Origin of the sequence: Streptomyces sp. NPDC002490, from assembly GCF_040296045.1 — a bacterium.
In the GTDB taxonomy this organism is placed as follows: domain Bacteria; phylum Actinomycetota; class Actinomycetes; order Streptomycetales; family Streptomycetaceae; genus Streptomyces.
Map to the genome: position 1 here is coordinate 1 of NZ_JBEOWM010000047.1, position 23,759 is coordinate 23,759.

Below are 23,759 nucleotides of genomic sequence, written 5' to 3' on the forward strand. Positions count from 1 at the left end.
GCCCCGCCCCCCGCGCGCCTCAACGCCCCCCCCCCCCGACATACGCGCCCCGGCGGGCCCCCCCCCGCCCCCGCCCCCGCCCCCCGCCGCGCGGTCACCGGTCCCGGGCGGTCAGCAGGGCGGCGGCCGTGGCGATCAGCGTGGCGTCCGTCCGCGCCGAACGGTGGGCGGCGACTCCCGAGCGGAACAGCGAGGCTCCCTCGACGAGCATCACGAAGACCTCGGCGCGGGCCCGGCACTCGTCCGCCGGCAGGTCGGGGCGTCGGCCGCCGAGGTGGGCGGCGACCTGGTCGCGGTAGGCGGTGTAGAAGGCGCGGACGGCGACGGCGACCGTCTCGTCCAGGGCCGCCAGCGCCCACAGTTCGGTGAACAGCCGTACCAGGGCGGGATCGTCCTGGTCCTCCAACAGTGCCGTCACCCATGTGCTCGGATCGGCTCCGGCCGGGTCGGCCGCCGTGGCCAGCAGGGGTTCCAGCCGGTCCAGGGAGCGCCTCAGGACACGGTCGAGGACGGCGGCCACCAGGTCGGACCGGGCCGGGAAGTAGTACTGGAGGTGGCCGAGCCGGACCCCGGCGGCGGTGGCGACGGCTCGCATGGACAGGTCCGCGTAGCCGGAGGCGAGCAGGACGTGTTCGGCCGCGTCGAGGAGTTCGCCGCGTTTGCGTGCGCCCTTGCCGGTGGCGCGGGGAGTCGGAGCGGGTGTGCCCGCTGGAGTGTCCGTCATGCCGCGCGGTCCTGCGTCCCGTGCGCCTCGACGGTCTTCTCCAGGGTGACGCCCTGCGCGGCGAGGCGGTCGGCCAACGCCGCCGGCAGCGGCGTCTGTTCGGGGAAGGCCACCGAGGCGGGGGCGGGCGCGCCGTCGGTGCCGAGCACCCGGTCGAGTGCGAGGAGGCCGCCGACGGCGGTGAGGTGGGCCTGGCCGGCGGGGTCGGTGACGGTGGCGCTCCCGGTGCGCCCGCGGTGGGTGACGTCGACGCGCAGGGCGGCGGTGCCGCCGTTGCCGGGGGCGTGGAGCAGGGAGCGGCGCAGGGGGGTGAAGCGTTCGCCCCGTGCCCAGCGGAAGAACCCGAGGCGCTTGGCGGCGAGCAGTGCCGAGGTGGAGAGGGCGGAGCTGAAGCCGATGCGGGTGGAGGCGGTGACGGTGCCGAGGGTGAGGGGCAGGGTGAACTGTTCCGGGGTGTCGATCCGGGCGACCCGGAGGTCGGTTCCGTCGATGTGTGCGGTGCGGCTGTCGGCGAGCGGCATCACGGTACGGCGCTGCCCGTCCTCGATCACTTCGAAGTCGAGGCCCAACCGGTCCATGAACTCGACCGAGTCGACGCCCGCGCGGTCGTTCTGGTCCCAGCGGATCGCCACGTCCACGCGGTCGGCGCCGCCGAGCGTCCGGGCGAGGTCGGCGACGACGAGGCTCGCCACGCCGCCCATCCACGCCGAGGACAGGAGGACCGGTGCGGTGGGACGCAGCAGCGCGGCGACGGTGGCCGCCCGCTGGAGCCGGGCGGTCCAGCGGGTGAGGTCGACGTAGGGCACTCCGCCGTGGACGGCGGCGCGCAGCACCCGGTCGTCGGGGTCGTTGACGACCGTGACCACGGCGCGGACGCGGGTGGACACGGGGCTGGGGTCGGCGAGGTCCCACGGCAGGAGGGCGGCGCCGGTCCGCCGGGCGAGGTCCTCGCCGCGGGTCACGGTCCGACCGGCCAGCAGCAGCGGCCAGCGGGGGGCCGCCATCCGGGCCAGTTCCGCGCCGACGGTGCCGTAGCCGCCGACGAGGAGGACCGGACCCTCGGGGTCGTGGATCAGTTCGTCTCGGGGTTCTTCGTTCACGCCCCCCACTGTAGGTCACTCGACCTATTTTTGTTCTCGCGCAGCCCGGACCCAGGAACACCGCGGGCAACGGGGCGGGGGCCGCCCCCGCCCGAAGGCGCGGACGACCCCCGTCGGGTCGACGTCGGCGATGGATCAGATGCGGGTCCAGAGCACGTAGACGCCGGGCTTCCCCTCGAAGGGGCGGCAGAGGTACAGCACGCCCCACAGGTGCCGGCCGGCGTCCCCCGCCGCCCTGCACTCGGCGAGCGAGGCGTGGTGGCTGCGCGGGAAGAAGAACGGGTCCGCCGCCGCGGACGGAGCGCTCGCGAAGAGGAGGCCGGCCGTCGCCACGGCGGTACCGACCATCACACCCAGACGCTTCAGCATCGAAACAACTCCCTTGTCACACAACAGAAGTGATGTCTCATCAGAAGAGGAGGCGCACGTCTCCCACGCCTCCTCCGATCAGGGGGAAACGTATCGGCGCCGTTCGAAGCCGCACAAGAGGTCTGGACCAGCAGGGAGTTCGGTCCGACGAAGGGGTGCTCCCCGCCCGGATGTCAGTCGTTCCATGAGGTCGGCCCGAGGTTTGGGGCCCGGATTCCGGTGGAAGGGCGTGCCCGGCACCCGGTCGTGACGGCGGTGTCGAGCGAGCGGGGCCGGGCATCCGGCGGGTCGGGGCGCACGGTGGACCCCGCCTGTGGGAGGGTCAGGCGCCGAGCCCCGCGTCCCGGGCCAGCAGTGCCGCCTGCACCCGGTTGTCACACTCCAGCTTGGCGAGGATGCGGCTCACGTACGTCTTCACGGTGGCCTCGCTCATGTGCAACCGCCGCCCGGTCTCCGCATTGGAGAGCCCCTCGCCGAGCAGGGCGAGCACCTCCCGTTCGCGGTCGCTCAGCGTGGCCACGCGCGCCCGGGCCGCCTCGCCTCGGGCCGCGGCCCGGCCCGAGGCGAGGCGGTCCACGACGTGCCGGGTGGCGGCCGGGGAGAGGTAGGCGTCCCCCGCGGCGGCGCGCACCGCGCCGATCAGCTCGGCCGGCGCGGTGTCCTTCAGCAGGAACCCCGCGCCACCCGACTCCAGGGCGCGCAGCACGTTGTCCCGCTCCCCGAAGGTCGTCAGGACGATGGCCCGGGTCGTGGGGGCAAGCGTGCGGAGCTCACCGAGCGCGCCGAGCCCGTCCAGGACCGGCATCTGGATGTCCAGGAGGACCACGTCGGGTGCGTGGGACAGGGTGAGGTCGACGGCCTCCCGCCCGTTCGACGCCTCCGCCACCACCTCGATCGCCGGATCCGAGGTGAGGATCAGGCGGATGCCCGCCCTGATGAGCGGCTCGTCGTCCGCGATGACGACCCGCACCCCCGACTCCACCATCACCGTCTCCCCCACTGCCGTGCCCCACCGCACTCCGGTGCGGTGGACGACTACAGCTCCACCTCGAACGACTTCTTCTCGATCAGTGTGCCGTCCCGGAAGCAGAACCGGAAAACGGCCTCGGTGCCCCAGGAGCTGCTCGTTCCGGACGAGGAGAGCGTGAGGCAGGTGGCGTCGGCGGGTTCTGCGGGGGCGCCGTCCCTCCCGCCCAGGCCGAGGTGGACGAAGTTGTCCTCGGACGGCAGACGGTCGCGCACCTCCTGTTCGGGCGTCCCCACCCGTATCTGCTGGTAGGTCGAGGGAGTGACCAGTTCCTCGTTGCCGATCCGCACCAGGAGCACGACGCCCACGACGACCGCGGCCAGCCCGGCCACCACGCACGCGACGGATATCCCGCAGCCCAGCCCGAAGCCGCTGAGCCGCCGCGCCGGAGGCGCAACGGGCCACGCCCGCGGGTGCCCGGCGGCCGGCAAGGGCGCCCCCGGGTGGGTCGGGAGGGGGCCGAGGGCCAGAACGCCGGAGGGCGCGTCCGGCTCGGTGGGCTCCGCCGTGCCGTAGGGGAAGACGCCGGCGACCCGGAAGCCGCCCCGGTCGGTGGGGCCCGCGTGCACGATGCCGCCGACCAGCCGCGCCCGCTCCCGCAACCCGGTCAGTCCCTGCCGCCCGCTGACGACCGGATCGGCGGGGGAACGCACGGCGGGCGCGCTGACCACTTCGACGACGAGGGAGTCCGGCTCGAAGCGCAACTCCACCGCGATCGCGGCGCCCGGCGCGTGTTTGAACGCGTTGGTGAGGGCTTCCTGGACGATCCGGTAGGCCGCGTGCCCCACGGCCGGGGCGACCGGGCGCGGTGGTCCGCTGCGCCGCAACCGGACGGTGCTGCCGGTCCGCCCGGCATCCGCCACCAGGGCGTCCAGCCCGGCGATGCCGCGGTTGGCGACGGTGTCGCACGGCGGGGCCTCGACGCCGTCGCGCAGGATGCCCACCACCTCGCGCAGTTCGTGCATCGCGCTCACCGAGGCGTTGCGCAGCACGCCGACCGCCTCCCGTTGCCGCGGGGTGAGTCCGGGATCGACCTCCAGGGCACCGGTGTGCACGGAGATCAGCGCCAGTTGGTGGCCGAGGCTGTCGTGCATGTCCTGCGCGATGCGCTGGCGTTCGAGCAGCCGGGCCTGCCCCGCGACCATCCGGTGCTCCCACAGCAGTTGCGCGTTGCGCTCCTGAAGGGCGTGCAGCAGGGTGCGGCGCTGGCTCCAGTACCGGCTGGCGAGGCCGGGCACGGCCGTGAGCGCGACGAAGGCCAGGGAACCGATGAGGACCAGCGCCACCGGGGACTTGACGGCCAGGACCTCCAGGTCGGTCAGCCCGATGCCGAGGTAGAGGACGTAGGCGAGACAGAAGGCGGCCAGGGCGCGGCCGGCGGCGACGATCCGGCGCCCCGCCGACCAGGCGATCAGGGGTTCCATCGCGGCGAAGCCGCCGAGGAGCGCGGCGAGCCCGGTCAGCACGACCAGGACCGTGGCGGGAAACCGTCGTCTGAGCAGCCACAGGGCGAAGGCGCCGGCCGCCGAGGCGGCCATCACGACCGTGCCGCTGTCCAGGACCTCCTCGACCCCGGCGACGAGCAGGGCCGTCGCCAGGGCGGTGAGCAGTTCCCGGGCGGCGCCCCGTTCCGCCACCTGCAACCCGGTGGACGCCGTCTCCCGCGGTTCGGGCGCGGCCAACCACCTCCAAGCGGCCTGGGCCATCGGTCGGGTCCTGCGCAACGTGTTCACAGCGGCACCCTAGAGCGGCCGCGGCACCGTTCACCTCCCCCTTTCGTTTCGCGCCGCAACGACCAAGGTCGCGCCCCGCCGCCCCGGCACCGGACTCAGTCCCGGAAGAAGTCCGCGTAGAAGGCCATCAGCTCGACGACCTTGTCGGGGACCGGCGGGCAGCGACGGGCGTCCGCGGCCAGGTGGGCGAAGCGCAGGGCGAGCGCGCGGCGGGCGACGTCCGGGCGGGACGGGGGGACGGGCGGGGCGTCCAGTTCGAAGGTGGGCCCGGCGGTGCGACCGTGGCGTCCGGAGTCCAGGGTGACCAGGAGCTCGCCGAGCGGACGCATCATCCCGGTCATGACGTCGATCGAGGCGTTCATGAGCTTGGAGCGGCGCAGGCTGGCGTCGGGGGTCTGGGTGAAGTGCTGCGCCATCAGGTGGAGCGCCAGGTGGTAGGAGCGGTTGAACAGCGTCGCCACGGACCGTGCGGTGGGGTCGGTGATCTCGGTGCGGATGCCGTCTCCGGGGCGCAGGCTGGGGTTGCGCAGGACGGGATAGGCCGGGTCCCAGGGGACGGGACGCCCGTGCGGGCCCGGCACGCGTTCGGAGGTGAGGGCGTCCTCGATGTTGAGGAAGGACTCGAAGTGGGAGGGTTCGGCCCCGTCGGACGGGCTGCCGTCGTCGACGGCGCCCTCCCCCTGTTCGGTGATGACGTCCACGGCGAACAGGGCGCTGCTCAGGTCGTCCACCTCCAACTGGTAGTCGGGGTGGACGGTGTTGGTCCTCTCCCGCAGGAACAGGTGGTGCTCGCCGCCGCCCCGGCCCTTGTCGACCAGGAAGAGGTCCGGGACCCGGGTGAGCCCCTCGCGGATGCCTGCGTACAGTTCGCTGATCGAGCCCCAGGTGAAGTGTGGCGGGCGGGTCCGTCCGGCGGGACCGGGAGCGATCCTCGGGGTGCGTGCCGCTGGTTGTTCGATGGCGAGGAAGCGCTGGACGCTGCCGAGGTTCAGCGGCTCCAGGGCGAAGTCGAGCCGGACCGGCAGTTCGGCGCTGATGGTCGTGAAGTCGATGTCGGGGATCCGGAACGGTTCGCCGATCGCCATGGTGATGTTGTTGACCAGCAGGAAGTGGATCATCTCTTCGCGGGCGACGGCGAGCAGGGTGCCCCGGATGCCGTCGTGGAGCTTCTCCCCGCCGGAGCCGCAGGCGAGGGCGAGTTGCCGGGTGGTCCAGTCCCCGCGTCGGACCAGGGTGAGCCCCGCGCCGTGGGTGGGCACGGAGTAGGCGGCGTAGAGGTACTGGAGCATGACGGAGAGTTCCAGCGCCGCGGCCTGGGCGAGCGCGGCCCGCAACTCGGTGCGGGTGGTGATCGCGGGTTCGGTGGGCAGCACGGCGGGCGCGGTGGGCGGAGGCGTGCTCCCGGCCTGTTGGTTGCGGAGGAAGGCGAGGAACAGCCGGGCCCTCGGATCGGAGAGGTCGCGTGTGGGCGGCATGTAGTAGGTCCGGGAGCGGTTGTCCGGATCGCACATCTGCCAGGCGAGTTGTGCGTAGGTCTCCATCTTGCACCGGTCGCTGAGCGAGAAGACCTCGGTCCGCATGAACGAGGACAGGTGCTCGTAGGGGGCGAGGACCTCGCGGTGGAGCAGGGCGAAGTCGACCTCCTCGCGGGGGATCCGGTCGAGGTGCCAGTCGTCGGGCAGCACCCGCACCGCGAGGTGGTCCACCCCGCCCCAGTACCCGAGGGCGTCCGCGTCGTCGTGGGCCGTCCAGGCGGAGCCGGCTGCCGTCGGATCGACGGGCGGGGCGTCGTCCAGCCGGGTGGCGAGCAGGACGCGACAGGTTCCGGCGCGTTCTCCGCGCAGGGTGAGCCGGCCGTGTCCGGCGGCGTCGGTGGTGACGCTGCACCCGGGCCCGTACGCCCCGTCCCCGCGGGTGCCGAGGAGCACGGCGTCGCCGCAGCGTGCCTGGGGGGCGCCCGCGACGGGGTCGCCGGGCAGGGCGCGCGGGTTGTGGTACTGGCGGACGTGGACGGTGGCGGAGGCCGGCCGCCCCCGGTGGTGGGTGCGCACTTCGACGACCTGCTCGTGGTCCTCCTCCCGGGTCGCGTCGCGGTGGTGCAGCACCAGGAAGGGGTCGTCCACGTGGACGACCGTCTCCCGTTCGGTGAGGAGGACCTCCGCGCCCCGGTCGGTCGCGCGGACGAGGTGCAGGGCCTCCTCGTCCGCGGCCCGCCACTGGTCGGTGGTGGGTACGGTGACCGGACCGTGGTGGTCCCGGGCGGCGTAGGCGGTGGCGGGGACCCGGGCGATGAGCCGGCCGGTCACGGCCGTGCGCAGTTCGAGGTCGCCGGCGTCGAGACGGGGGCCGGGGCGCCGTGTGCCGTCGGGGTGCGCGCTCCGCGAGGCCAGGGGGACCGCCGTGATCACGTTGAGGGCGGCGCGTCCCTCGGACACCTGCACGGTCAGCTGGCGCAGGGGGCCGTTCGGCACCGGGACCAGAAGCCGTCCCGCGGGGTGGGTGCGTGGTTCGTGAGCGCGCCAGGGGGCGATGGTGCCGCGGACCCGCCAGGTGGTGAAGGTGCCCGGACCGTGGGGCGGAACCATGCAGTCCAGGGCGAGTTGGACGACCAGCCCGGCGGTGTCGGAGCGCAGGGCGTGCAGTGCGGCGACGGCCGGCGAGTCCTCGGCCCCGGGGAGCCATGCGAGCGCGTCGTGCGCCACGGCGAACTGGTGCACCGCGCTGTAGCGCAGGTCGGCGGCGAGGTCGGCGAGCACGCCCTCGCCGATGTCCCGGACCTGCCGGAAGCCGACCCAGCGGGGTGGCTGGTAGCCCTCGACGCCGCCGGTGAGCAGGTAGCCCCCGTCGTGGGACCTGCCTCGGCGGCCGAGCCCGAACAGGCCGACCATCAGGGTGGCCGTCCAGCGGGAAGCGGGGTCGAGGTCGAAGATCCGCGCCCGGTTGACGGTGGTCTGGAGGTAGGGGTTGTAGTGGCCCCACAGGTCGACGCTCGTGCCCACGACGGGGTCCTCGGAGGGCTCCACCGGCGGGTGTGCCGGGTCGGCCGGCGCTCCGGTCTCCACGCCGACGACACGGGCGTCCAGCCAGAAGTGCCCGTTGCCGACGAAGTCCCACCCCTCGGCGACGCTGTGGGGGCCCTGCGGGTCGGGGCGGCCGTCCGCGGCGAACCGGGGGCCGCGGGCACGGAGGAAGTCCCGGTACTCGGCGGGCGGACGGTCCGGGGAGAACGGCCCGTCGTCGTCGTGGACCCGGTGCGTGGCGAGGTCGAACAGCCCGCAGCGCGGGCCGGTGGGCAACCGCGTGGTGGCGGTGCCGGCGAAGTGGAGCCGGGGCAGGTCGAACACGCTCATCCGACGGCCTCCGGCAGGGATCGGGGTGTGGGCGGGAGGTTCCCGGGGGCGGCCTCCGTCGGTGGGGACGGCGGTGGTGCCGGGAGCCCGGACGACGGCCGAGGAATGACAGAGGCACTGGTCAACACCCTTGCGCAGGGGCCGAGATGGTCGATCACCCGGGGAGCCTGCCCACACCGGGACGGTCCGCATCATCAGTACTTCTTTCGAGCTATAAGACCGCACCCCGGGCACACGCGCCCCGCCTTCGCCGTTACGTTCGGTAGCGATCCCTGTTCCCGGTTCCGCGAGGCGGGGGCGAGGGAGTGTCCGATCTGTTCTCGTACGCGAGGGACGAGGAGGGGAAGCGATGCGGACCAAGGTGACGGTCCTGGGCCTGGGACCGATGGGCGTGGCCCTGGCGGGCGCGTTCCTGACCACCGGTCATCCGACGACGGTGTGGAACCGCACCCCCGGCCGGGCGATCGACCTGGTCGAGGACGGTGCCCGGGAGGAACCCACGGCGGCGGCGGCCGTCATGACGAGTCCGGTCGTGGTGGTGTGCCTGGCGTCGTACGACGCCGTGGAGGAGGTGGTGAACCCGCTGGTGCCGCAGTTGCGGGGACGCACCGTCGTCAATCTGAGCTCGGGCTCCCCCGTGCAGGCCAGGGAGGTGGCGGCACTGGTCGACCGCGCCGGTGCCGCCTACCTGGACGGCGTGATCCTCACGACTCCCCCCGGGATCGGCCGCGCGGAGTCCCTGTTGCTGTACGGCGGTCCGCCGGAGGTCTTCGACGAGCACCACGAACTGCTCGCCGCGCTGGGCGAGCCCCTCCGGGTCGGTGCCGACCCCGCGTTGCCGTCCGTGTACGACACGGCCCTGCTCAGCCAGATGTGGGGCACGCTGACGGGTTGGCTGCACGCGGTGGCGCTGATCGGGGCGGACGGACCGGGCGGCGGGGTCAGCGCCCAGGCGTACACCAGGGTCGCCGACCGGTGGATGGGCTCGGTGCGGGCGTTCATGAACGCGTACGCCCCCCACATCGACGCGAAGAGCTACCCCGGTGAGGACTTCACCCTCGACCTCCATCTGCGCACGATGGAGGTCCTCACGCACGCGAGCGAGTTGCGCGGTGTCAGATCGGGTCTGCCCGAGGTCTTCGAGGGGCTGGCGCGGCGCGCGGTCGAGGCCGGTCACGGCGACGACAGCTACGCCCGTCTGGTCGAGTTCATCCGAGCGGGCAGCCCGGTGTGAGCGGCGACCCGGACGTGGTGGTGATCGGAGCCGGTCCGACCGGACTGGCGTTGGCGATCGCCCTGCGCACCTACGGCCTCGACACCCTGATCGTGGACAAGGGGGCGGGCACCAAGCACGAGCCGCGGGCCAGCGTGATCTGGCAGCGGGCCCAGGAAGCGCTTCGGGACCTCGGCTGCGCCACCCCGCTGGTGGAGCACGGACTGTGCCTGCGGCAGGGCGAGTTCCGGGTGGGAGGGAGGGTCGCGGGCATCCAGGAGATGGAGATGGAGCACACGGCCTTTCCCGGTCCCCTCGCCATCGAGCAGGACGCCATCGAGCGACTGCTGCGCAGTCGCCTCCAGGAGTTGGGCACCGATGTGCGGTGGTCCACCGAGGGCGTCGGCGTACGCCTGCGCACGGACGGGGCGGAAGTCGACCTCCGGGGCCCGGAGGGCCGGGTCGCCTCCGTGGGGTGCCGGTGGGTGGTGAGCTGTGAGGGCTCCCGAAGCCTGGTCCGCAAGGCACTGGGCATTCCCTTCGAGGGCAAGCGCCGCACCAACCTCCAGTGCGTGCAACTCAACGCCCGCCCCCGGTGGGGCCAGCCGTCCCGGCTCGACGTGACCCAGATCTTCATCAACCACCAGGTCACCCTGGTGGCGGGCCCGGTCCCCGGCGGCACCACCCGCTTCTACGCCTTCCTGCCCGATCCGGATCCCACGGTGGAGACCCCGCCCACCGTCCCGGAGATGGAAGCGGTGGTCGCGGCGGCCACCGGCGAACCGGAGGTGAGCCTGGAGCCCTCGCAACCGCGGTGGGCCAACCGAGCCCGGTTCCACGACCGCATCGCGGGCCGCCTACGGCAGGGGCGCGCCCTCCTGGTCGGTGACAGCGCCCATGTGTGGGCACCGATCGGCGGCCGGGGCCTCAACACCGGTCTGCTGGGCGCCCACAACCTCGGCTGGAAGCTCGCAGCGGTCCACCACGGGTGGGCCCCGGACGCACTGCTGGACAGCTACGACCAGGAGCAACGGCGGACCGCCGAAGCGGTGATGCGTGCCATGCGGCGCAATGTCGTGGAGTTGCCGCCGAACCGGGCGATGCTGGCCGCGATCCGGATGTTGATGCCCCCGTTGATGAGCAGCGACCGGGTGGTGCGCCGCGGAGCCGACCGCCTCAGCGACTTCTCCCGCAACCACCGGGGCAGCCCGCTGTCCACCGGGCGGCGTGGTGTGCTGGGCGGCCCGAGGCCGGGCGACCGCCTTCCCGACCTCCCCGTGACCACCGGCACCGGAGCCCCTCGATCGTTGCACGACCTGTTGTCGTACCGGCGCTGGACGCTGCTGCGCATCGGTCCGCAGGACGGGGGCGACGGCTCGACCGGCGGTCGGTTGCGGGCGCTCACGGACCGGTACGCCCTCCCGCTGGAGCACCACACGGTCTGCGCTGAGGGGCGAGCGCGCCGCACGCTTGCGGAGGGCACGCTGTTGTTGGTGCGGCCCGATGGCCACATCGGGCTGCGGACCGGGGTCGACGAGGTGGCGGTGGTGAGGAGGTACTTGGACCGCTGGTCCCGTCGCGTGTGATGTCCGTCACTTCACCAAGGGGCCAAAGCGGGTCATGAAGGCGGCCGGGACACGGCCACCGCCGGCGCCGGGCGGAGGACCCCCGAGACGCCCCGTCGCGTCGCCTAGGCTGGTGCCGCGCACGTCAGGGAGATGGCCGTCGGGCCACGGAGCGGACCGAGGACGAGGGGAGGGCATCGTGCGGCACTGTTCACCGCGTACGGCACGCATCGCACTCTCCGCCCTCCTGTGGGGCGTCCTGCTCGTCCTCGTCGGGACCGTTCCCGCCACCGCCTCCGGCGCCCCCGTCACCACGGCGGTCGTGGAGACGCGGACCGGCCACGGAGTTCCCGCCCCGGTGCGTTCCGAACCGCTGGACGACCCCGTCACCACCGCACTCCTCGTGGCGGTCGGGGAGCACGGCGGACGGCCCGTCCTGCTGCCGCCGGCGCCCGGGGGCCCCGTGGCCCTCGTCCACGAGCCGCCGGTGCTGTCCGGCGCCGTCCTCGCCGTACGGCGGGAGCGCGGTCCTCCGCCGCCGTCCTCCGACCCGCGCAGCACCCGCGCACCCCCTCCTCCCGGAGCAGTCGACGTCTGAGACGTCCGCCGTCCCGGTCTCCGGCCTGTCCCGGACCGGGGGACGACGTCTCCCGTCCCCGCGTGCGGTGCGGGTCCGTGCCGTGCGTGTCCTGCGTGTCCGCGGGCTCCACCGGTGCCCGTGTGACAGCCCGTGGAGCCTTCATGACCTCTCGTTCCCCCGCGCGGCGTCCCCGCGCCACCCTCTGGCGAGCTCTTGCCGCGTTCGCCGTGGTCGCCCTGTCCCTGCTCGCCGCCCTGACCACCGAGCCACGGCTCGGGCTGGACCTCCGGGGCGGTACGCGCATCGTGCTGGAGACCCGTGACTCCCCCACCGTCAAGGCGGATGCCGCAGCCACGGACCGCGCCCTCGAAGTGCTCCGGCAGCGCGTCGACGCGCTCGGGGTCGCCGAGCCGTCGCTGGCCCGCTCCGGTGAACGTCGGATCGTCGTCGAGCTGCCCGGGGTCCAGGACCCCCGCAAGGCCGCCGAGGTCATCGGCCGCACCGCGCAGCTGACCTTCCACCCGGTGGTGGGCGCGGCGGAGAAGGCATCCGGCGCCCCCGACGCGAGCGGCGCGCGGACCCTGCCGGACCCCGACGCCCCCGGCACCCATCTGGAGCTGGGACCGCAGGCGCTCAGCGGAGCGGGAGTCAAGGACGCCGAGCCCAGTCTCGACACCCAGGGCGCACGGGGCTGGACCGTCGCCCTGTCGTTCCACCGCGGTGCGGGCGAGGACTGGGCGCGGATCACCGGCGAAGCCGCCTGCAAGGCGCCGGGTGATCCGGCGCGCCGGGTGGCGATCGTGCTGGACGACGCGATCGTCTCGGCGCCGCAGATGGACCAGTCGGTGCCGTGCGGGGCGGGGATCACCGGGGGTACGGCGCAGATCACCGGAGGTTTCAGCGCGGACGAGGCACGGGATCTGGCGGCGCTGGTGAAGGGCGGGGCGCTGCCCGTGCCGGTGGCGACGGTGGAGCAGAGCACGGTCGGTCCGACGCTCGGTGCCGACGCGATCCGGGCGAGTGCCATGGCCGCGATCATCGGCCTGGTGTGCACGGGCGTGTTCATCACGGTCGTCTACCGGCTCCTGGGCTTCCTCGCGACGGTGGCCCTCGGCTTGTACGGCCTGATCTCGTACGCCGCGGTGGTGACGTTGGGGGCCACCCTCACCCTGCCGGGGCTGGCCGGATTCGTGCTCGCGATCGGCATCGCCGTGGATGCGAACGTGCTGGTCTTCGAGCGGGCGCGGGAGGAGTACCTGCGGCCCACCTCCCGGAAGTCCGATCTGCGCCGTCCGTTGCAGATCGGGTTCAGCAAGGCGTGGAGCGCGGTCACGGACTCCCATGTGACGACCCTGCTCGCGGCCGGGCTGCTGTTCGCCTTCGCGACGGGGCCGGTGAAGGGCTTCGGGGTGACCCTCGCCATCGGTGTGCTGGCCTCCCTGGTCTCGGCCATGCTCATCACCCGCTTGCTCGCCGATTGGGCGCTGGAGCGGGGGGCGGTGCGGCGGCGGCCCGGTTGGACGGGCATGACGCTGAAGGGCAGGGTCCGCACGCGCTTGGAGAAGCACCCGCCGCGGCTGATGCACCGCAGGCGCCGGTGGTTGGGCGTCTGCGGCGGGTTGCTGTTGGTGGCCCTCGCCGGGATCGGGGTGCGCGGCCTGGAGTTCGGGGTCGAGTTCACGGGCGGTCGCCTCGTGCAGTACGCCACCGAACGCACGGTGGACGCGGACACCGCGCGGCAGGCGGTCGCGGACGCCGGCTTCCCCCGGGCGGTGGTGCAGACCTCGGGCGACAGCGACATCACCGTGCGGACCGGGGAGTTGAGCGATGACGAGCAGCAGGAGGTGAAGGCGGCGCTCGCCGAGGTCGGTGGGGGTGCGGACGTGGTGCGCGACGACCAGATCGGCCCCAGCCTCGGGAGCGAGTTGCGCACCCATGCGTTGATCGCCCTGGCCGTCGCCGTCGCGGCTCAGCTCCTGTACCTCGCCGTGCGGTTCCGTTGGACGTTCGCGGTGGCGGCGGTCGCGTCGATGGTGCAGGACGTCCTGCTGGTGATCGGGCTGTTCGCCTGGCTCGGCAAGCCGGTGGACAGCGTGTTCCTGGCCGCGCTGTTGACCGTGGTCGGCTACTCGGTGAACGACACCGTGGTGGTGCTCGACCGGCTGCGGGAGTTGCGCCGTGCCGAACCCCGGGGGGCGTGGCCGGACCTGGCCGACCGGGCGGTGGCTCAGACCCTGCCGCGGACGGTGAACACCGGTATGGGTGCGCTGTTCGTGCTGGTCGCCCTCGCCGTGCTCGGAGGGGACTCGCTCGCCGACTTCTCCGTGGCGCTGCTCGCCGGGGTGATACTCGGGATCGGCTCGACGGTGTTCACCGCACTGCCCCTGTCGGTGATCCTCCAGACCCGACGCCCCGAGCAGCGGCGGGAACCGAGGGCGCGGCCACGGGACCGGGACCGCTCGGGCGCGGTGGTCTGAGCCGCCCCGGGCGCCGGGCTCCCCCGTGGGGCCCGGCGCCCGGCGTTCCCGGGCGGTGGGCGCCCGGGAACGGCGGGGACGCCGGGATGGCCAGATGCGCACTGGCCGGATTTGATGTTCACCCTACAAAGACTTAGGGTCCCCTTAGTTCCCCCGGCCCCGGACCGGGCGCGTCCGCGAGCCGTCGTTCCTCGACGCCGTGCCGGCGCGTCCGTCGCCGCGCCCTGCCGTCCGACAAGAGGAATCCCCCATGCTCTCCACCTCCGCCCGCTCGGGCCTGCGGGCGCTCGCCCTCGTCCCGGCCGCCGCCCTCGTCCTCGCCCTCACCGGGTGCTCCTCCTCCGAGGAGGAGGAGCCGAAGGCGTCCGGAGGGAAGCAGGGCGAGGGGGCGTTCCCGGTCAGCATCAAGAACGCGCTGGGCACCGCCGAGATCACCGAACGGCCCCGCCGGATCGTCACCCTCGGGCACGGTTCCACGGAGACGGCCATCGCCCTGGGCCACACCCCGGTCGGCATGGAACGGTACGAGTGGGGCAGCGACGGGACCGGGTACATGCCCTGGATCCACGAGGCCGTCAAGAAGAAGGGCGACACGCTCCCGAAGCAGTTCACCGGCGGGGAGAACCTCGACATCGAGGCCATCGCCGAGTTGGAGCCGGACGTGATCCTGGCGCCTTGGTCCGGGGTGACGCAGAAGCAGTACGACGTGCTCAAGGACATCGCCCCGACCGTCGCCTACCCGGGCAAGGCGTGGAGCACCAACTGGGACGAGCAGATCGAGATCGTCGCCCGGGCGCTCGGCGCGCCCGAGCGGAGCAAGGACCTCATCGGCGACATCGAGAAGACGTTCGCGAAGGCGGCGGCGAGCCGCCCGGAGTACAAGGACCACACCTTCTCGTACGTCTACAACACCGGCCCCGGCACGCTCGGCGTGTTCCGCACCGAGGAGCAGCGGGTCGCCGTGGTCTCCTCGCTGGGCCTGAAGGCCGACCCGGTGGCGGACACCTTCAAGGAGGTCGAGGGGACCGACTCCGCGCTCATCGGGTTGGAGAACGGGCACCAGCTGGCCGAGAGCGACCTGATCTTCACGTTCTACTCCGATGCGAAGAACCGCAAGGAGATCGAGGCGCAGAAGTTGTACCGGGCGATTCCGGCGATCAAGAAGGGTGCGGTCGTCGCGGGGGTGGACAACCCGTTCGTGACGGCCTCCTCGATGATCAACCCGCTGACCGTGCCGTGGAGCATCGAGCGCTACCTGCCGCTGATCGACGAGGCCATCGAGAAGTCCGGCAAGTAGGGCCGACTCGATGACGACCACGGCCCGACCTCCGGTCCGCCGTGCGGGCGCCCTGCGGTTGGCGTCCTGCTTGGTGGCGGGCGCTCTGCTGCTGGTGGCCGCGATGGCGGCCAGTGTGATGTTCGGCAGCATGCACACCAGTGCCGGCGACGTCCTCGACGTGCTGTCCGGGGACGCCGGGGAGCACGTGACGACCGTCGTGGAGAGCCGCTATCCGCGCACCCTGCTCGGGGTGCTGGTCGGGGTGTGCCTGGCGGTGTGCGGCACGCTGATGCAGGGCATCACCCGCAATCCGCTGGCGGAGCCGGGGTTGCTCGGGGTCAACACGGGGGCCGCGGCCGGGGTCGTCACCGCCACGGCCTTCCTCGGTGCCACGGGGGCCGCCTCCGCGATGTGGTGGGCGCTGCCCGGGGCCTTGGTGGCCGGACTGCTGGTGCACGCCATCGGCTTCAGCGGGGCGTCCGCCAGTCCGGTGCGCCTGGTGCTCGCCGGTGCGGTGCTCACCGCGGTGCTGATGGCGTACGTCCAGGCGATCACCCTGAGTCGGCCGGAGACCTTCGACGACTACCGCTACTGGGTGGTCGGGGCGCTCGGCGGCCGGGACTACGAGGTGCTGTGGACGGTGCTGCCGTTCGCGGGGGTCGGCCTGCTGATCGCGGTCCTGGTCGCACCCGGGCTCAACGCCCTGGCCCTCGGCGACGAGTCGGCCACCTCCCTGGGCGCCAACCCGGCGCTGACCCGGGCGTTCGGTTGGGGGGCCGCGGTGCTGCTCGCCGCGGCGGCCACGGCCGCGGCGGGGCCGATCGCGTTCGTGGGGCTCGCGGTCCCGCACGTGGTGCGGGGGTTGGTGGGAGCCGACCACCGCGGACAGATCGCACTCGCCGTGCTGGTGGGGCCGACGCTGCTGCTGGTGGCGGACGTGGTGGGCCGCGTGCTGCTGCGCCCCCAGGAGTTGATGGTCGGCGTGGTCACCGCGTTCGTGGGGGCGCCCGCGCTGCTGGTGACCCTGCGTCGGACGAGGCACGCGCTGTGAGCGGTCGGACGGACCTGCCGCACCCGCCCGGTCGTCCCGGGGCGGACGCGGGCACCGACGAGGAGTGGACGATGAAGGCCGATGGTCTGCCGAACGCGCCGGCCGGTCCGGTGAGCGTCGCGCCCGCGGCGCGCCCGACCGGTCTGCTCCGGGTCGGGCGGGTCGTCGCCCTCCCGGTGGACGGACGTGCGGTGCTGGTGGTGGCGGGCCTGTTGGCCCTGCTGGTGGTGGCGGGCACCGCGACGCTCTGCCTCGGGCGGCTCGGCATCCCCCTGGCGGACCTGCCGGCCGCGGTCACCGGCGGGGCCGAGGGCATGGACGGGTTGGTCGTGAACCGGCTGCGCGGGCCGCGGCTGGTGACCGCGATCGGTGCGGGAGCGGCGTTCGCGGTCGCGGGCACCCTGTTCCAGTCCGTGACCCGCAATCCCCTGGGCAGTCCCGATGTGATCGGGGTGAGCGGCGGCGCCGGGGCGGGAGCCGCGACCGTGGCGCTGTTGGCTCCCGCGACCCCGGTGTCGCTCGGTGCGTTGGTCGGCGCGGTGCTGGCCATGGTGGTGGTGTACCTGGCGACCGGGACGGGCTTCCGTGACCCGGGCCGTCTGGTGGTGGCCGGCATCGGGGTCGCGGCGCTGACGGCGGCCCTGACCCAGTACGTGGTGTACGCGGTGGAGCGCGACCAGGCGACGGTCCTGACTGCCTACCTCAACGGCAGCCTGGCCACTCGGAGTTGGACCGACGCCGGCACGGTGTGGGCCTTGCTGCTGGTGGTGGTCCCGGGGGCGCTGTTCCTCTCCCGGGGGCTCACCCTCGGGGAGATGGGCGACGAGTTGTCCACCGCCCTGGGCGCCGAACCGCGGCGCACCCGCACCGCCGCCGCCGTGTTGTCCACCGCCCTGGCCGCCGGCGCGGTGACCGTCGCGGGACCCATCGCGTTCATCGCGTTGACCGCCCCGCAGATCGCCCGCAGACTGGCGCCCGCACCAGGGCCCCGGATCGTGGTGTCCGCCGTCACCGGAGCGACCCTGCTGGTGCTGGCCGACCTCGCGGCCCAGCAACTGCCGCTCACCGACGACCTGCCCGTCGGCATCTACACCATGGCCCTGGGCGGGATCTACCTCGGCTACCTGCTCGTCCGCGAATGGAAGAAGGGCACCCTGTGACCTCCCAGCCCGCCGTCTCCGGGGCCACCGGGCCGGCCGCGACGTCCGTTCCCGGGCTGTCGGCCCGCGACCTCACCCTGTCCTACGAGGGCCGCCCCGTGGTGCGCGGAGTCGACGTGGACCTGCCGACCGACGGGCTGACCGCGATCATCGGGCCCAACGGGTCCGGCAAGTCGACGCTGCTCAAGGCCTTCGCGCGGGTCCTCAAGCCGGAGAGCGGCCGTCTCACCCTCGACGGGGTCGACGTCGGGGGCATGCGCGGCAAGCGGTTCGCGCGCCAGGTCGCCCTGCTGCCGCAGAACCCGCAGACACCGGCCGGGATCACGGTGCGGGCGCTCGTCCAACGGGGTCGCCATCCGCACCACACGCTGTTGCGCCAGTGGACGCCGGACGACGACCGGCACATCGAGGCGGCCTTGCGGGACACCGGGCTGACGGAGTTGGCGGACAGCCCGGCGGCGGCCCTCTCCGGTGGGCAGCGTCAACGGGCGTGGATCGCGATGATCCTGGCCCAGGACACCCGGCACGTCCTGCTGGACGAGCCGACGACGTATCTGGACGTGGCCCACCAGTACGACCTGTTGGAGCTGTGCGCCCGGCTCCATCGGCAGGGGCGAGCGATCACCGCCGTGCTGCACGACCTCAACCAAGCCGCGCACTACGCCACCCATCTGATCGTGCTCAAGGAAGGCGCGATCGTGGCGCAGGGTCCTCCCGGCGAGGTCCTCGACCCGGGCCTGGTCGCGGATGTGTTCGGCCTGACCTGCGACGTCATCCCGCACCCGCACACCGGCGCCCCGCACCTGATCCCCCGTCCACGACCGCGCACCGACGGGTGACGGCCCCACCGCGATGACCCGGCGGGTCATCGCGGCGCCGCTCGCGGCCGGACAGACTCCGTTCGGGGGCCGGGGAGTCGACCGTCCTCGGCCCCGACCGGATCCGTACGACCGATCGGAGTGCCCCGTGCCGCGCATGCGTTCCCTGCTCGTCGCCACCGCCGCCGCCACCCTGCTGTCCCTGGGCCCGGGGGCGGCCCACGCCTCCGCCCCCGAGTCGGCCTGCCCCGCCGTCACCGCCGCCGGCACGGCACGGGAGGCGCCCCTTCCCGCCGACGCCGAACGGTTCCTGCGGGCGTACTGCGCCTGGGGGGAGGACACCTCCGACATCGAGGCGTACATGAACCTGTTCGCCGAGGGCGGCACCCTGATGGACTCGGGTCTGGACCGACCGCTCACCGCGGTGGCCATCCGCGCGCAGATCACCCGGGTCACCCAGGTGGTCGACCGGTACCGCTTCGTCCCCGTCGACGCGCACGCCTCGGCGGACGGCCGGGTCCTGTTCGTGAAGGCCCGCAACACCGGGTACGTGGGTCCGTCCAGGACCCGGATCGACTACGTCACCACCCACCGGCTGGTCCTCCGGGGGGCCCTGGTGGCGGAGGGGCGACGGTTCTGGGACCAGTCCGAGCTGTTCCGTCCGCTGGAGCCGACGCTGCCCGACCTGTTCGCGGGCTTCGACACCGCGCCGACCACCGCGAGGGGCCCGCGGCACGGGCGACCGCTCTCCCCCGGGGAGCGGGCCCGGGCGTGGAACACCAGGGACGCGCATCGCCTCGTCGACGACGTGCGGGGTCCGCTGCGCCTGACGGGCCCCGGGCTCACGGCGCCCCTGACGGGGAGGGCCGAAGCCAGGGCCTACCTGGAGAGGTTCTTCAGCCGGGTGCACCGACTGGACCTCGCGCCGGGCGAGACCGTGCACCGTGGCGGCGCCACCTACCGCGAGTGGGTGGGTACGGCCCGGGTGAGCCCGGACGGGAGCGAGCCCGTGCCGATGACGTACGGGATCGTGGAGCGGTTCAGCCGCAACGCCACGGGCGGCACGGACTGGAACCTCGCGTTCGAGACGCTGGACCTGGTCGCCACCCAGGACCGGATCAGGGCGCTGCGGGGGCGCATCTTCGGCTGATCACCCGGATGTGCGCAGGGGGCTGCGGTCGGAGGGGCCCGGATCCCGGGCCGCACGCCGAAGACCCGGCGGCACGGAACGGGTCCGTGCCGCCGGGTCCGGTCGAACGGCGATCAGTCGGTGATCAGCAGGCGCCCAGGTCCTGCCAGACGCCCCACTGGCCGGTGGTGCCGGGCTCGTCGCCCTTCGTCCACCACTTGGACTTCCACTGCTTGCCCTGGTGGCTGACGGTGGTGCCGGTTCCGTACTCGGAGGCGGCGCTCCAGGCGGGAGCGGTGCAGGTGCCGCCGGTGGTGCTGCCACCGGTGCCGCCCGTGCCCCCAGTGCCACCCGTGCCACCGGTACCCCCGGTACCCCCGGTGCCGCCCGTGGTGGTACCGGTGCTCGGCTCGACGACCGTGGTGCCGCGGTTCAGGTCGCTCGCGATGCCGTAGGTCTTGTCACCGATCTTCACCGTCCAGTTGGACGGGGTGGAGACGGGGAGGTAGTACGTGAAGTCCAGCTCGACCGAGGCGCCCGGGGCCAGGGACTGCCAGGCCGGGAGCTTCATGGCGACCCGGTGGAAGTCGCCCTTGAGGCCGCCGACGTTCGGACCCGTGTGGTCGCTGCGGACGATCGAGGTGTTGAACCCGGACTGGTCCTTGGCGTTGTTCGGCGCCGAGGTCGCGTAGTCGAACTGGAACTCGGTGCCACCCGGCAGGGTCGCCGTGGTGTTGTTGGTGATCTTCACCTTGGGGGTGATGGGGTAGTTCTGGTCACCCAGCTTGAACCCGCCGAAGTCCACGTCCACCTTGACGGCCTCGGTGGGCATCGCGATGTTCGACTTCTTGGCGCCGTAGCCGCTGGCGGCCTTGAACTTGTTGTAGAGCAGGTTGGTCAGCGTGGAGCCCGGCTCGTACTGGCCCTTGGTGGCGTTCCAGTCGTAGTCGCCGGCCAGCTCCCAGATCATCGTGCCGCCGAGGCCCTTGTCGACCACGTAGTCGGCCTTCGCACCCACGGACTGCTCGTCCTCGGTGGAGATGAAGACCTTCTTCTCGGCGTTCCACAGCCACGGCGCGACGAGCGTCGAGTCGTACTTGCGGACGTACTGACCGGTGAGCTTGGTGTCGGCCGGGAGACCGAACTTGGAGAGGTAGTCCGGGACGATGCCCTTCTCCAGGTTCTTGGCGTGCCACATCGGGTTGAACCCGGCGGGCGACTCCTTGCCGTTGGTGTCCTTGTCGTGCCAGACGTTGTCGACGCCGACGGCGCCGTCACCGCACTTGGTCAGACCCGAACCGGGCGGGCAGGAGGTGGCGGCCGACTTGCCCCAGAGCCCGTCGGTGCCGCCCTGGACGTTCTTCCAACCGCGCGTGTAGTACGGCAGGCCGATGTTGATCCGGCCGGCCGGCATCGAGCCGCGGAAGTAGTGGTAGGCCCAGTCGGTGTTCAGGTAGCCGATGCCGCCGTACTGGGCGGTGCCGTAGATGTTGGCGCCGGCCAGCTCGGAGTCCTTGCCGTCGTCGTACAGGGCGGCCTGGGGACCGACGTGCTCGTTCCAGGTGCCGTGCAGGTCGTACGACATGATGTTCAGGTAGTCCAGGTACTTCTGCACCTGGAAGGTCTCCATGCCGCGCAGCAGGTAGCCGGAGGAGGGGGCGGCCACGGTCAGCATGTAGTGCTTGCCGTCCGCCGCGCCCGCGCGGTCCAGCTTCTCGCGCAGGACCTTCATGAGGACGGCGTAGCCCTTCATGAGGCCGGCGCGCCGGGCGTTGGCCTCGGGCCAGTCGCTCGGGTTGCCCGCGTCCTTCATCGAGGTCGGGTACTCGTAGTCGACGTCGACGCCGTTGAACCCGTACTTCTTGATGAAGTCGACGGCCGAGTCGGCGAAGGTGTTGATGCCCGCCTCGTTGACCGAACCGTCCGCGTTGGTCGCCGTCTTGTAGAAGCCGCCCGTGTCGGTCCAACCGCCCACGGAGATCAGCGTCTTCACGTTGGGGTGCAGCTTCTTGTACTTGTTGAGCAGGTTGAAGTGGCCCTTGTAGGGAAGCGACGGGTCCATCTCGGCACCCGCGACGCCCGGCCAGGTCATCCCGGTGGAGGAGTTCTCGGGTCCGTCGGCGCCCACGCTGATCTTGTTGTTGGCGTCGATGGCCGCGAAGGCGTAGTTGATGTGGGTGATCTTGTCCCACGGAATCTGGTGGGCGAGGAAGGCGGGTCGCCCGTCCTTGCCGGTACGCCAGTTGGCGAAGTAGCCGATGATGCGGCGCTGGTGGTCCGCGCCCATCTTCTCGCGGCCTTCGGTGTCGTACACCGAGCAGTACGGGACGTCCACGCCGGGCGTGGAGTACAGCCCCTCGGGGCGACAGTTCTCCTGGGAGGCGGCCTGCGAAACACCGGAAGTGAGGGTTCCGGCCAGCATGGCGCCGATCGCGACCGCACCGGCGGCGAACATCGCCGGTTTGGCCCGCTGGGAAGACAGCACGTTCAGATCCTCCTGGTGGGGGTCCGCGGCCGACGGGGGCCGCGGTCATGCGCAAAGCGCGTCTGGGGTGGACGCGTCGACCCCGTGACTGGATGTCACGGAGCCGGAGAAGAACGGAGGGAGTGCGTCGTTGGAAGCTGGGGTGACGCAGTGGCCAGACCTTAAAAGGACTAGACCAGGAGGGTCAATAGGTCTGGACCTTTATGGCGGTTTTGCTCAGGAGCACACCGGCCGAACACGGCGGTCCGGTGCGCGACCCCGGCACGGCGCTTCCCCTCCCCCATCCGTTCGACGGGCACCGCGCGGTGTGGCCTCGGTGACCATAACCCCGATGATCACTCCACGGAACACCGGCTGAGAGAAGTCTCATCGCGGGCGGCCCCACCGACCGGTGGGGCCGGCACCGGGAACCCACCCGGAATGCGGGCGCGGACCGGGGCCCGGGGGTGAGAACATGCGCGGGGAACCGTGCCCACCCCGTACCACTTTGAGGAAGCGGACCACACGCGCATGAACAGCCACCGTCACTGGACCACCCGCGTCGAGACCGAGGCGGACGCGGCCGCCGTCCGCGGAATCAACCTCGCGGCCTTCGAGACCTCCGCCGAGGCGGACCTCGTGGACGCGTTGCGCAACGACCCCGCCTGGATCGACGGGCTGTCGCTGGTCGCCGCGGAGGCCGACGGCCCGCCGGTCGGGCACGCACTGCTGACGCGGTGTCACATCGGGGCGGCCCCCGCCCTCTGCCTCGGCCCGGTGGCCGTGCTCCCCGACCTCCAGCGGAGCGGGGCGGGCGCCGCCGCGGTCCGTGCCGCACTGGCCGCTGCGGCCCGTCTGGACGAACGGTTCGTGGTGGTCCTCGGCCATCCGGAGTACTACCCGAGGTTCGGCTTCGAGCGGGCCTCCGCCCACGGGATCAGCGTGTCGATCGACGTTCCGGACGAGGCCCTGATGGCGCTCGCCCTCACCCCCGGCGACCCGCTGCCCGGCGGAGTGGTCCGCTATGCGGAGCCCTTCGGCATCTGAGGCCGATCGCTGCCGACCGCCACGGGCCGCGCCATCACCACGCGCGGCCACCGGTCGAGTCCCTGGGCGGTCTCGTGGGCCCGGATCTCCCGCAGACCGGGAGTCAACTCGTGCTCGGCGAGCACCCGGAAGCCGATCCTGGCGTAGTAGGGGGCGTTCCAGGGCACCTCGGCGAAGGTGGTCAGGGTCAGCGTCACGGCGCCCGAGACGGCGGCACGGGCCGCCGCATGGTCGATCAGGGCCCGGCCCACGCCCCGCCGCGCCGCCCTCGGATGGACGGACACCTGCTCGACGTGGAACAGACGGCCGTCCACCGGCTCCGCGATCAGGTACGCCACGGGGTCCCCGGTGCCGCGGGCGACCGCCACCCAGCAGGTGCCGCGCGCGGCGTGGCGGGCGAGGTCGTCGAGGGCCGGCGGGTCGTCCTCGGCGACCTCCGGCATGCCGACCTCCGCGAAGGGACGGCCGGCAGCGCGTTCGATCTCCTGGAGCGCCGGCAGTTCCGTCGACCGCACCGGTCGGATCGTGAAGGAGGACTCGTCGAAGGCGGGGAAGGCAGACATGCGGCGATCATCCGGCGGGGGCACCGGAGCCGGCAACCGGCTTCCCGGAGCGCCTCTGTCCCCGGGCGCCCCGTTCCCCCGAACCACGGCGTTCCGGTTGGCCGGCCCCG

At 72.8% G+C, this 23,759-nt stretch carries 18 protein-coding genes; 10 read left to right on the top strand and 8 right to left on the bottom strand.

Translation table 11 applies throughout. From position 1 onward, the window contains the following. Positions 1–94: 94 nt before the first annotated feature. From ABT092_RS24885 to ABT092_RS24910, 6 genes are all read right to left on the bottom strand, one after another. Positions 95–724, bottom strand: a complete 630-nt coding sequence (locus ABT092_RS24885; RefSeq protein ID WP_351247523.1) for a TetR/AcrR family transcriptional regulator — start codon at positions 722–724, stop codon at positions 95–97. Continuing rightward, complete coding sequence (locus ABT092_RS24890; RefSeq protein ID WP_351247587.1) at positions 721–1,728, bottom strand: saccharopine dehydrogenase family protein; 1,008 nt, start codon at positions 1,726–1,728, stop codon at positions 721–723. Before ABT092_RS24890 ends, ABT092_RS24885 begins: the two co-directional genes overlap by 4 nt. Positions 1,729–1,959: 231 nt before the next feature. Continuing rightward, on the bottom strand, positions 1,960–2,193 hold the full coding sequence (locus ABT092_RS24895) for a hypothetical protein (protein ID WP_351247525.1): 234 nt from the start codon (positions 2,191–2,193) through the stop codon (positions 1,960–1,962). A 322-nt stretch (positions 2,194–2,515) separates the two neighbouring features. Further along, complete coding sequence (locus ABT092_RS24900) at positions 2,516–3,178, bottom strand: response regulator (protein WP_351247589.1); 663 nt, start codon at positions 3,176–3,178, stop codon at positions 2,516–2,518. A gap of 50 nt (positions 3,179–3,228) precedes the next feature. Further along, positions 3,229–4,926 (bottom strand): sensor histidine kinase, encoded by a 1,698-nt coding sequence (locus ABT092_RS24905; RefSeq protein ID WP_351247527.1) that lies wholly within the window; start codon positions 4,924–4,926, stop codon positions 3,229–3,231. A 122-nt stretch (positions 4,927–5,048) separates the two neighbouring features. Next, on the bottom strand, positions 5,049–8,303 hold the full coding sequence (locus tag ABT092_RS24910) for a ferritin-like domain-containing protein (RefSeq protein ID WP_351247529.1): 3,255 nt from the start codon (positions 8,301–8,303) through the stop codon (positions 5,049–5,051). A 349-nt stretch (positions 8,304–8,652) separates the two neighbouring features. On the opposite strand from ABT092_RS24910, the gene ABT092_RS24915 reads away from it, so the two are divergent. The 9 genes from ABT092_RS24915 to ABT092_RS24955 all read left to right on the top strand — a co-directional run bounded on the left by ABT092_RS24915 (position 8,653) and on the right by ABT092_RS24955 (position 19,596). Further along, positions 8,653–9,537, top strand: coding sequence for an NAD(P)-dependent oxidoreductase (locus ABT092_RS24915; RefSeq protein ID WP_351247531.1), 885 nt, complete (start codon positions 8,653–8,655; stop codon positions 9,535–9,537). Further along, positions 9,534–11,102: an FAD-dependent monooxygenase gene (locus ABT092_RS24920; RefSeq protein WP_351247533.1), complete on the top strand. Its 1,569-nt coding sequence runs from the start codon at positions 9,534–9,536 to the stop codon at positions 11,100–11,102. Before ABT092_RS24915 ends, ABT092_RS24920 begins: the two co-directional genes overlap by 4 nt. Before the next feature lie 178 nt (positions 11,103–11,280). After that, positions 11,281–11,679, top strand: coding sequence for a hypothetical protein (locus ABT092_RS24925; protein ID WP_351247535.1), 399 nt, complete (start codon positions 11,281–11,283; stop codon positions 11,677–11,679). Between the two features lie 143 nt (positions 11,680–11,822). Continuing rightward, positions 11,823–14,138, top strand: coding sequence for a protein translocase subunit SecD (gene secD, locus ABT092_RS24930; RefSeq protein ID WP_351247537.1), 2,316 nt, complete (start codon positions 11,823–11,825; stop codon positions 14,136–14,138). A 250-nt stretch (positions 14,139–14,388) separates the two neighbouring features. Further along, positions 14,389–15,435 carry an iron-siderophore ABC transporter substrate-binding protein gene (locus ABT092_RS24935; protein ID WP_351247539.1) on the top strand — a complete coding sequence of 349 codons (1,047 nt, stop codon included), beginning with the start codon at positions 14,389–14,391 and terminating at the stop codon, positions 15,433–15,435. A 10-nt stretch (positions 15,436–15,445) separates the two neighbouring features. After that, positions 15,446–16,468: a FecCD family ABC transporter permease gene (locus ABT092_RS24940; RefSeq protein ID WP_351247541.1), complete on the top strand. Its 1,023-nt coding sequence runs from the start codon at positions 15,446–15,448 to the stop codon at positions 16,466–16,468. 71 nt (positions 16,469–16,539) lie between these two features. Further along, positions 16,540–17,628: a FecCD family ABC transporter permease gene (locus tag ABT092_RS24945; protein WP_351247591.1), complete on the top strand. Its 1,089-nt coding sequence runs from the start codon at positions 16,540–16,542 to the stop codon at positions 17,626–17,628. After that, positions 17,625–18,467, top strand: a complete 843-nt coding sequence (locus ABT092_RS24950) for an ABC transporter ATP-binding protein (protein WP_351247543.1) — start codon at positions 17,625–17,627, stop codon at positions 18,465–18,467. The genes ABT092_RS24945 and ABT092_RS24950 overlap by 4 nt, the downstream gene beginning before the upstream one ends. Before the next feature lie 136 nt (positions 18,468–18,603). After that, on the top strand, positions 18,604–19,596 hold the full coding sequence (locus ABT092_RS24955) for a nuclear transport factor 2 family protein (RefSeq protein WP_351247545.1): 993 nt from the start codon (positions 18,604–18,606) through the stop codon (positions 19,594–19,596). A gap of 124 nt (positions 19,597–19,720) precedes the next feature. Here the strand turns inward: ABT092_RS24955 and ABT092_RS24960 are convergent, their stop codons facing one another. Further along, positions 19,721–22,030, bottom strand: coding sequence for a chitinase C-terminal domain-containing protein (locus ABT092_RS24960; protein WP_351247592.1), 2,310 nt, complete (start codon positions 22,028–22,030; stop codon positions 19,721–19,723). Between the two features lie 540 nt (positions 22,031–22,570). Between ABT092_RS24960 and ABT092_RS24965 the strand changes: the two genes are divergently transcribed. Next, positions 22,571–23,086: a GNAT family N-acetyltransferase gene (locus ABT092_RS24965; RefSeq protein WP_351247547.1), complete on the top strand. Its 516-nt coding sequence runs from the start codon at positions 22,571–22,573 to the stop codon at positions 23,084–23,086. Here the strand turns inward: ABT092_RS24965 and ABT092_RS24970 are convergent. Beyond that, on the bottom strand, positions 23,062–23,649 hold the full coding sequence (locus ABT092_RS24970; protein WP_351247549.1) for a GNAT family N-acetyltransferase: 588 nt from the start codon (positions 23,647–23,649) through the stop codon (positions 23,062–23,064). The two genes, ABT092_RS24965 and ABT092_RS24970, sit on opposite strands and share 25 nt — an antisense overlap. Positions 23,650–23,759 lie beyond the last annotated feature (110 nt).